Annotated in this window: 9 protein-coding genes and 1 tRNA gene; 6 read left to right on the top strand and 4 right to left on the bottom strand. The window is 69.0% G+C overall.

What is annotated here, in order from left to right; genetic code table 11:
- Positions 1-179: 179 nt before the first annotated feature.
- Positions 180-254, bottom strand: a tRNA-Val gene (locus ACSVC7_RS32165).
- A gap of 190 nt (positions 255-444) precedes the next feature.
- Between ACSVC7_RS32165 and ACSVC7_RS32160 the strand changes: the two genes are divergently transcribed.
- From ACSVC7_RS32160 to ACSVC7_RS32150, 3 genes are all read left to right on the top strand, one after another.
- Positions 445-1,326, top strand: coding sequence for an N-formylglutamate amidohydrolase (locus ACSVC7_RS32160; RefSeq protein WP_448207728.1), 882 nt, complete (start codon positions 445-447; stop codon positions 1,324-1,326).
- A gap of 477 nt (positions 1,327-1,803) precedes the next feature.
- Positions 1,804-3,201, top strand: a complete 1,398-nt coding sequence (gene otsA, locus ACSVC7_RS32155) for an alpha,alpha-trehalose-phosphate synthase (UDP-forming) (RefSeq protein ID WP_448207727.1) — start codon at positions 1,804-1,806, stop codon at positions 3,199-3,201.
- A gap of 10 nt (positions 3,202-3,211) precedes the next feature.
- Positions 3,212-4,183, top strand: coding sequence for a glucokinase (locus tag ACSVC7_RS32150; protein ID WP_448207726.1), 972 nt, complete (start codon positions 3,212-3,214; stop codon positions 4,181-4,183).
- Positions 4,184-4,287: 104 nt separating this feature from the next.
- Here ACSVC7_RS32150 and ACSVC7_RS32145 read toward each other — a convergent pair whose 3' ends face one another.
- Positions 4,288-4,881: a uracil-DNA glycosylase gene (locus tag ACSVC7_RS32145; RefSeq protein WP_448207725.1), complete on the bottom strand. Its 594-nt coding sequence runs from the start codon at positions 4,879-4,881 to the stop codon at positions 4,288-4,290.
- A gap of 164 nt (positions 4,882-5,045) precedes the next feature.
- On the opposite strand from ACSVC7_RS32145, the gene ACSVC7_RS32140 reads away from it, so the two are divergent.
- Together ACSVC7_RS32140 and ACSVC7_RS32135 are read left to right on the top strand one after the other, a co-directional pair.
- On the top strand, positions 5,046-5,447 hold the full coding sequence (locus ACSVC7_RS32140) for a 4a-hydroxytetrahydrobiopterin dehydratase (RefSeq protein WP_448207724.1): 402 nt from the start codon (positions 5,046-5,048) through the stop codon (positions 5,445-5,447).
- A 58-nt stretch (positions 5,448-5,505) separates the two neighbouring features.
- A complete protein-coding gene (locus tag ACSVC7_RS32135) occupies positions 5,506-6,687 on the top strand; it encodes a glycosyltransferase family 4 protein (protein ID WP_448207723.1) in 1,182 nt (393 codons plus the stop codon).
- A gap of 242 nt (positions 6,688-6,929) precedes the next feature.
- Here the strand turns inward: ACSVC7_RS32135 and dgcA are convergent, their stop codons facing one another.
- On the bottom strand, positions 6,930-7,928 hold the full coding sequence (gene dgcA, locus ACSVC7_RS32130; protein WP_448207722.1) for an N-acetyl-D-Glu racemase DgcA: 999 nt from the start codon (positions 7,926-7,928) through the stop codon (positions 6,930-6,932).
- Between the two features lie 105 nt (positions 7,929-8,033).
- Complete coding sequence (locus ACSVC7_RS32125) at positions 8,034-9,083, bottom strand: PDC sensor domain-containing protein (RefSeq protein WP_448207721.1); 1,050 nt, start codon at positions 9,081-9,083, stop codon at positions 8,034-8,036.
- A 226-nt stretch (positions 9,084-9,309) separates the two neighbouring features.
- On the opposite strand from ACSVC7_RS32125, the gene ACSVC7_RS32120 reads away from it, so the two are divergent.
- Positions 9,310-9,477, top strand: a complete 168-nt coding sequence (locus tag ACSVC7_RS32120) for a hypothetical protein (protein WP_448207720.1) — start codon at positions 9,310-9,312, stop codon at positions 9,475-9,477.
- Positions 9,478-9,550: the final 73 nt, after the last annotated feature.

Below are 9,550 nucleotides of genomic sequence, written 5' to 3'. Positions count from 1 at the left end.
GGGGGGGGGGCGAGAAGTGGCAGGCAGGTTGCAACCGGCACACGAAGGCGCTGGCGATGGGTGCGGAATGTCAGGAACGGGCCAAAGACAATGGCGCCGAACAAGGGAAAGGCCCATTTCGGAGCAAAACCCAGACATGGCGAAGGCCGGCAACCCGTGTGGGTTCCGGCCTTCGTGGATGGTGGGCGCGACAGGGATTGAACCTGTGACCCCTACGATGTCAACGTAGTGCTCTCCCGCTGAGCTACGCGCCCATCCGTGCCGCCGTTCGATCCGTCATTTCGTCCCGTCCGGCGTGGGCGTGGGGTGTACCATCATCCTGGGGGTCTGGCAAGACCGGATTTCATTTTTTTATCGGTCCCGGCACAAAGCCGGTTCCGCCTGTTGGAACGCAGACGGGACGGCGCGTGACAGGACCGTCCGCGTCCACTACATCACAAGACCATGGATGCTCACGTCGACGCCGTAACCGAGCCGGAACCGGCCTTCGAACTGCTGACCCCGGCCGAACAGACCAAGCCGCTGGTGCTCGCCTCGCCGCACAGCGGGAACCGCTATTCGGCCGAGTTCCTGGCGTCGGCCCGTCTCGACCCGCGCGCGCTGCGCAAGTCGGAAGACTGCTTCGTGGACGAGATCTTCGCCGGCGCCCCGGCGCTGGGCGTGCCGATGATCCGCGCGCTGTTCCCCCGCGCCTTCCTGGACGTGAACCGCGAAGCGTACGAGCTGGACCCGGACATGTTCGCGGACCAGCTCCCCTCCTACGTCAACACGCGCTCGCCGCGCGTGGCGGCGGGGCTGGGCACCATCGCGCGCGTGGTGGCGAACGGCGAGGACATCTACCGGAACAAGCTGCGCTTCGCCGAAGCCGTGCGGCGCGTCAACCTTTACTACACCCCCTACCACGCCGCCCTGCGGCGGCTGGTGGAGGAGACCCGCGCGCGCTTCGGTCACGCCGTGCTGATCGACTGCCACTCCATGCCCTCGCCGGGCATCGCCGACCGCGACCACCGGCGCGCCGACATCGTGCTGGGCGACTGCTTCGGCAACGCCTGCGCGCCGTCGGTCATCGAGTCGGCGGAACGCTTCCTGCGCGGGCTCGGCTACACGGTCAGCCGCAACATGCCCTACGCCGGCGGCTACACCACCCGCCATTACGGGCGCCCGCGCCAGGGCCTCCACGCGCTGCAGATCGAGATCAGCCGCGACCTCTACATGGACGAGGCCACGCTTGCCCGCCGGCCCTTCCTGGACGTGCTGGCCCGCCACATGAGCGAGATGGTGGACACCATCGCCCACCTGCCCCCCGATCCGCTCGCCCCGCGCTGAGCCTGTCCGGCTTCCCTTCGCATTTCGCGCCGATCCCAAGAAAAAAGGCCGGGGCAGAGGCCCCGGCCTGAGTCTAGGGAGGAAACGCCCAAGAAGTGCGTTACGGCATCACCCGCATCGGAGACACGACCGATGCCGCACTGCACAATATGAGACCGGGCACGGCGGAGATCAAGGGCGAAATATTTTTATTCCTGAAATCAGTGTTTTAGGGAACAAACGGCGAAGCCGAAGGCGAGCGGCGGCAGAGCGTTACGCTGCACCGCACCCAAAAATTCCGCCTTGCTCCGGCTCAATCTGGGTCGGCGGGAAGGACCGCCAACCCTTCCCGGTCGTTGGGCGTAGCGCTTTCGGCGGATGGGGAACCAACCTTCGATGGCGGTCGTTTCGTCCCTGTTCATCGCGGGGTTCGTTGCGGGCGGACGCGCGGCGCGACGTGTGCCCGCGCGGTCCGCCGAAACCGGAAGAGGGGGCGGTGTGAGCAGACTGGTCGTCGTATCCAACCGCGTGGCGCCCATCGACGAGGGCAAGCAGGCCGCCGGCGGACTGGCCGTCGCCGTGCTCGCCGCGCTGAAGAAGACGGGCGGCATCTGGTTCGGCTGGAGCGGCACGGTCGTCGAGGGGGACTCGCAGAGCGAGCCGCGGCGGACCGATGTCGGGCGCCTGACCTACGCGACGCTGGACCTCGGCCGGCGCGACTTCGAGGAGTATTACAACGGCTTCGCCAACCAGACCCTGTGGCCGCTGTTCCACTACCGCCTCGGCCTGATCGAGGTCAGCCGGCGCACGCGCGAAGGCTACAAGCGGGTCAACGGCTATTTCGCGGAGCGGCTTGCCCCGCTGCTGCAGCCGGACGACATGGTGTGGGTCCACGACTACCACCTGATCCCCTTCGGCGAGGAGCTGCGCCAGCGCGGCTGCACCCAGCGCATGGGCTTCTTCCTGCACACGCCCTTTCCGGCGCCGGAGGTGCTGGTGGTCCTGCCCAACCACCGGGAGCTGATCCGCGAGCTGTGCGCCTACGACCTCGTCGGCTTCCACACCCAGGTGGACCTGCGCTGCTTCGCCGACTACATCCGGCAGGAGACGGACGGCGAGGTGGAGGACCGCGGCCCCGACGGCGGCGTGCTGATCCGCGCCTTCGGCCGCACGCTGCTGGCCAAAGCCTTCCCCATCAGCATCGACACCGCCAATCTGGAAAGCCTCGCCGAGACCGCCGTGCGCTCCCGCCACACGGAGCGGCTGCGGGAAAGCCTGGTCGGGCGGCGGCTGATCATCGGCGTGGATCGGCTGGACTATTCCAAGGGGCTGCCGCAGCGCTTCCAGGCGTTCGAGCAGCTGCTGGCGACCTACCAGGAGCACTGCAACCGCGTCTCCTTCCTCCAGATCGCTCCGCCGAGTCGCGAGGACGTGCCCGAATACATCGCCATCAAGCGCGAATTGTCGGAACTGTCCGGCCGCATCAACGGCCGCTTCGCCGAGTTCGACTGGATACCGATCCGCTACCTGAACAAAAGCTTCGGGCGGCGCGTGCTGGCCGGCTTCTACCGTACGGCCAACGTCGGGCTGGTCACCCCCTTGCGCGACGGCATGAACCTCGTCGCCAAGGAGTATGTGGCCTGCCAGGACCCCGACAATCCGGGCGTTCTGGTGCTGTCCTGCTTCGCCGGAGCGGCGCGGGAGCTGGGCGAGGCGCTGATCGTCAACCCCTTCGACATCGAGGGCGTGGCCGATGCCCTGCAACGCGCCCTGACCATGCCCCTGCCCGAACGGAAGGAGCGGCACGCCGCCCTGATGCGCACGCTCCGCACGCACGACATCGGCTGGTGGCGCGAAACCTACGTGGATGCCTTGACGCGCGCGCCATACGGGTGACACTAGCTCCATGACGACCGACCGCGCCACCCTGGCCCCGCTCATCCTCGTCGCCGACATCGGCGGCACCAACGCCCGTTTCGGCCTGATCGACGGCACGGGAGTCCGCGACTCGCGCATCCTGCGCGCCGCCGACTATCCCTCGCTGGAGGCGGCGGCGGAGGCCTACCTCGCCACCGTGCAGCCGAATCCACGCCCCACCCTGGGCGCCTTCGCCATCGCCGGGCCGGTGACCGGGGACGAGGTGCTGATGACCAACCGGGGCTGGTCCTTCTCCACCGCCAAGGTGCGCGCTCTGCTGGGGCTGCAACGGCTGGCGGTCATCAACGACTTCACCGCCGTGGCCCTGTCGGTGCCGCGCCTGACCGCCGCCGACGTTCGGCAAGTGGGCGACGGCACGCCGGAGCGGGACGCCGTCATCGGCATCATCGGCCCCGGCAGCGGCCTGGGCGTTTCCGGCCTCGTCCCCGGTCCGCAGGGCTGGACCGCGCTCGCCGCCGAGGGCGGGCACGTCACCATGGCCCCGATCAGCGACCGCGAGAGCGCCGTGCTGGCACAGCTCCGCAAGAGCTACGACCACGTCTCGGCGGAACGCGTGCTGTCCGGCCCCGGCCTCATGAACCTGTACGAGGCGCTGTGCGTCCTCGACAACCGCGAACCGGAACGCCTCACCCCCGCGCAGGTCAGCGACTTCGCCACCGCCGGCACCAACCCGCATTGCGTGGAGGCGGTGGAGATGTTCTGCGCCATGCTCGGCACGGCGGCGGGCAACCTCGCCCTGACGCTGGGCGCGCGCGGCGGCGTCTACATCGCGGGCGGCATCGTGCCGAAGCTGGGCAGCCTGTTCACCCATTCCCGCTTCCGCAAGCGCTTCATGGAAAAGGGCCGCATGCGGGACTACCTCGCCCCGATCCCGACCTACGTCATCACCCACGAACTGCCCGCCTTCCTCGGGCTGGCCGAGGCCGCGGCGCGGGCGTAGAGAAGAGCCGACCGTAGGTTGGGTTAAGGCGCAGCCGCAACCCAACATGTTCGCGTTGCGGCGTGTGTTGGGTTGCGCTGGCGCTTAACCCAACCTACGGTTCGTCACCCCATGAGCCGTGACACCGCCAGCTTCAGGTCCGCCAGGAAGGTCGGCTGTTCCACCAGCTGCCCGCGCAGGATGTAGCTGGGGTGGAAGGTCGGCACGACCTCCGCGCCGGGCAGCAGGCGGCAGGGCTGCACCGTGCCGCGCAGCTGCATGATCCCGTTCTGCCCGGTCAGCGCCCACAGCGGCGTGCGGCCCAGCGCGACGATGACGCGCGGCGCGTAGGCCTCCAGCGTGCGTTGCAGATGCTCAATCTCGCCGGAGAACTCGGCCAGCACCCAGTCGGAGGTGCCGAAGGGTCCCCAGCGCTCGTCGATGGCGCGGCCTTCCTTCCTGGCGCGGGTGCGCGACGCGAAGAAATGCGCCACCTTGTTGCCGGGCGGCTGGTAGCGGAAGACGTTGGCGACCAGGCATTCCGCCCGCTCCACCCCCGCGGCCCTCAGGTTCTCGTCCAGCAGCTGGCCGCTGCGTCCGACAAAGGGCTTGCCCCGCCGGGCCTCCTCCGCCCCCGGCGCCTCCCCCACGATGGCGAGCCGAGGCCCGGCCACCGGCTTGGAGGGCTGCTGATAGTCGGCGAAGGGCAGTTCGGTCATGGCGCGCGTTCCGGAACGGGAAGGATGTCGGGGAAACAGGCGTATGGGCCCTTGGCTCCTATAGCCAAGCTTCCGCTGGCCGGCAACAGGCCCCGGCCTTGCCGCCGGACCGTTCCGCACCCAGGATTGTTGGTAACGAACAGCCAAGATCATGGAGGCACGCGATGGCCGCGCAACAGGAGCTGACCGGCATGACCTGCGAACCGTGCCGGGGCGGCATTCCCCCGATGGACCGCGCGATGGCCGAAAGCTATCTGGTCCAGCTGCCGGGCTGGGCGATCCGCGGCACCCCGGATCGGCTGGAACGCACCTTCAAGTTCGCCGACTTCCGGCAGGCCCAGGCCTTTGCCATGCGCGTCGGCGACCTGTGCGAGGACCAGGGCCACCACGCCGAGATCCAGTACGGCTGGGGCCACTGCACGGTGACCTTCTGGACGCACAAGATCAACGGCCTGCACGAGAACGACTTCATCATGGCCGCGAAGGTCAACGGCATGGCGGACGAGCCCTACGTCCCCGCCTCGCAGTCCATGGGCGACGTCTCGCCCACCGCCCGTTCCGGTTGACTTGTTCCGCTCCCTCTGAGAGACCGGACGGCACCGCCACTCCGGAGCAAGCCCCCGCATGTCTGCCGACCCTGTCGTGATCCAATGGGGCCTGTCCAGCTACAGCGGATGGGGCGTGAACGGCTTGCAGCTCGCCCTGTGCTGGACGCGGCGCGGGCGCTTCACCCCCGTCTGCTCCCTCCCAATCCGGCTGGAGGAGATCGCGCTGTCCCCGCTGGAATGGCAGCGCATGGCCGGCTTCTTCCGGGAGTCGGAGGGCTTCTGCCGGCAGATCGCCCCGCACGCCGGGCAGGAGATCGGCGTGTCGGTGCCGGTGCTGCGCGGGCTCGGCAACAACCTCGTCGGCAGCCGGTCGGTGGACAACGTCACCCTGAACGGCGAGCCCACCGTCGGCGTCTGCTATCTGGAGGAAACGGGCATCGACGCCGAAGGGCAGGCGCGCGCCGACCGCTGCGCGGCCATCGTCGCCGGGTCGAGCTTCGTGGCGCGGGTGTTGGAGGGGGCCGGCATCACGCGCGTGCGCACGGTGCTCCAGGGCGTCGATCCCACCCATTTCCACCCCGCCCCCAAGGCCGGCTGGTTCCGCGACCGCTTCGTCGTCTTCTCCGGCGGCAAGCCGGAGTTCCGCAAGGGGCAGGACCTCGCCCTGCTCGCCTTCCGCGCCTTCGCGGAGCGCCACCCGGAGGCGCTGCTGCTGACCGCCTGGCACAGCTACTGGCCGGACTCCGCCCGCTCGCTGGAGGCCAACCCCGCCGTCGCCCCGGTGTGCTTCCGCGAGGACGGGCGTTTCGACGCGGCGGCCTGGGCGGTCGCCAACGGCATCCGGGCGGAGCAGGTGTTCGACCTCGGCCCCGTGCCCAACGCGGACATGGCCCGCGTCCTGCGCGAGGTGGACGTCGGCCTGTTCCCCAACCGGGGCGAGGGCGGCACCAATCTGGTCGCCATGGAATGCATGGCCTGCGGCGTGCCGGCCATCCTGTCGGCCAACACCGGGCACCTCGACCTGATCCGCGACGGCACCTGCGTTCCGCTGACCCGGCAGGGCCGCGTTTCCACCAGCTTCGGCACCGAAGGCTGGGGCGAAAGCGATGTGGAAGAGATGGTCGCCGCTCTGGAACGGCTGTGGGCCGACCGCGCGGAGGCCGCCCGCATCGGCCGGCAGGGCGCGGCCTTCCTGGCGGAACTGACCTGGGACCGCTACGCGGAGGGGGTTGCGGAGGTGGTGGCGTCGGCGCTGTGACGGCTCCGCCCAACCAGTCTTATCCCCACAGGCCTTAGAAGAAACAAGGCTGTTGGTCGGCTTAAAAGCCCTTCTCCCCTTGGGGGAGAAGGGTTGGGATGAGGGGTTGTTACCGCTCGGAGAGCGGGAAAATTGCTGGCCGGCTCCGCCGGCGCCACCCTCACCCCACCCCCTCTCCCCTCAAGGGAGAGGGGCTTGCATGTTTCATCCGCTGCGGGTTGCCGCGCCGCGACGGTGAAAATTTACCCCCAAAGCTCCGGGGCCGGCGGGCACAGCACCGCGCCGTCGTAATGCAGGGCCGGCGTGCGGTCCTCCGCCAGCAGCAACGGCCCGTCGAGGTCCACGTAGCGCGCGCCCTGCGCCACCAGCACCGCCGGCGCCATGGCGAGCGAGGTCGCGACCATGCAGCCGACCATGATGTCGAAGCCGGCCTCCTCCGCCGCCTTCTTCAGCAGCAGCGCCTCGGTCAGGCCGCCGGTCTTGTCCAGCTTGATGTTCACGACGCGGTAGATGCCCGTCAGCCGGTCCAGCGAGTCCAGCCCGTGGCAGGATTCGTCCGCGCCCAGCGGCACCGGGCAGTCGATGCCGCGCAGCGCCTCGTCCTTACCCGCGGGAAGGGGTTGTTCGATCAACTCCACGCCCAGTTCGGCCAGCACCGGCGCGAACTGGTGGAGCTGGTCGAGCGTCCAGGCCTCGTTGGCGTCCACGATCAGGCGGGTCGTGGGGGCGGCCTCGCGCACCGCGCGAACGCGGTCCAGGTCGCCCTCGCCGGTCAGCTTCATCTTCAGAATGGGGTGGTCCACGGCACGCTTGCGGGCGGATTCGGCCATGACGGCGGGGGTGTCCACGCTCAGCGTGTAGCAGGTGACCAGCTTCTTCGGCGCGTCGGGCAGGCCGGCCAGACGCCAGGCCGGCTTGGCCGCCTGCTTCGCCTCCAGGTCCCACAGCGCGCAGTCCAGCGCGTTGCGCGCCGCACCCGGCGGCATGATGTCGCGCAGCCGCTCGCGGTCTAGCCCGGCCGCGACCTCCCCGGCCATGGCCTCCAGCGCTTTCACCACCCCGTCCACGGTTTCGCCGTAGCGGGCGTAGGGCACGCATTCGCCGCGCCCGCGCTTGCACTCCTCGACCACCTCGGCCACCACCACCTGGGCCTCCGTCTTGGCCCCGCGGGAGATGCGGAAGGTGCCGGCGATCGGGAAGGTATCGCGGCGAACGTAAAGACGACGGGCGGTCGAGGACATGGAACTCTCCGGAAACGCGGCCCAAAAACGCGGCGGACCCGGAGTTTAGACCAACCCGCCGCGTTGACCAGAGCACCGTAGGAATGCCTGCCTTACCGCCCCGCCTTATCCGGAGAGCCCGTTGCGCTCCGGCTCCTGCACGATCAGCCCGTACCAGCCCAGCCCCTTGTAGGTTTCGTAGCCCGGCGTCAGGGCGTATCCGACGGTGCGCCCCGACGCCTCCGCATAGTGCCCCATGGCGTTGCCGGAGCGGCGCAGAGGGAAGGTTTCGGTCAGCAGCCCGCGCCCGTCGGACGCGGCGATCACCCGATGCCGGGCGTCGAGCAGCAGGCAGCGCGACCGCGCCCGCTCCCCCTCTTCCAGCCGGACGCCCTGCACCACGGCGGCGGCCTGCGGTTCCCAGTCGAAGAAGATGCCCAGCACGCCGATGGGCTCGCCGTCCGCGGCCCCGTCCCGGCGGATGGCCGTGGCGTAGGTGGCGACCACCCGGTCGTCGAGCCGGTGGCTGCGGGTCACATCGCCCACCGTGAACTCCCCGCCGTTGCGGGTGGCCAGCGCCTGCCGGAACCAGGCCTCGTCGGCAACCTGGGCGCCCATGGCGCCAGGGTAGCGGCCGGGACGGCCGGTGGCGATCACCTCCCCCTTCAGGTCGGCGATCCACAGGTCGAGGTAGACGGTGTAGGACTCCAGGATCACGCCCAGCCGGTGCGAGGCGGTGCGGCGGTTGCCGGCGGTCGGGTCGGCGGCGCAGTCCACCACGGCGCTGTCCGTCGCCCACCAGCGCACGTCGCAGGAGCGCTCGTACAGGTTCCGGTCGATGATCTCGATCATGTTGAGCGCGAGGTCGGCGAGGCGCTTGCCGTGCATCTCCCGCACCATGGCGCTGCCGGTGGTGGTCAGGTGATCGACGCGGGCCACGATCTCCGAGCGCAATTCCTTGGTGATGGAGTTCACCTGGCTGGAGATCTCCGAGACCTCATTGGCGACCACGGCGAAGCCCCGCCCGGCGTCGCCCGCCCGCGCCGCCTCGATCAGCGCGTTCATCGCCAGCATCTTGGTGCGCCGCGTGATGTCCTCGATCAGCGACACCTTCTTCGACGCGACGTCCAGCACGCCCCGCGACAGCTCGAACAGTTCGCTTCCTGCCACGCTCATCCGATCACCTCTGTGATTTCGCGCCCACCCCGGCGAGGGCATCCTTTTGCGACGAATTCCATCAATTCGCGTGCCAACCGCCCGGATGGCGGAAGGGGATCGGGTAAGTCCATGATGTGCATGGATTCCACGGCCAGCCGGACCGAAAGCCCCCACAAAAACAAAGGACAGAATTCCGTTACAATGCCGAAATTTTTGCCAGTCCGAGGACCAACCGGATGGCGGCGTGGCCATCGTCGCCCGGCTGGTGGTGAGGGAGGCTCCAACTGCGCAACAAACGAAGCGCTTTTGCGTCAACTTCGCCATGTTGCGTCGCCGCGCGCCCGCACAGGGTGGCAAAGCAGCCTATTTGGCGGGCATATGCCGCATCGTCGGTCATAAGCCCAAGCTTTGATCGGCAGCGCGCGGGCAAAAATAAAGGCCCGGGGGTGCCCCTCTCCAAGCCCCCGAGGGAAAAGGGGAGCACA

The organism is Azospirillum mesophilum (genome assembly GCF_053470405.2).
The sequence above is the reverse complement of the archived record's forward strand: the minus strand, read 5'-3'. Positions and strand labels throughout refer to the sequence as shown.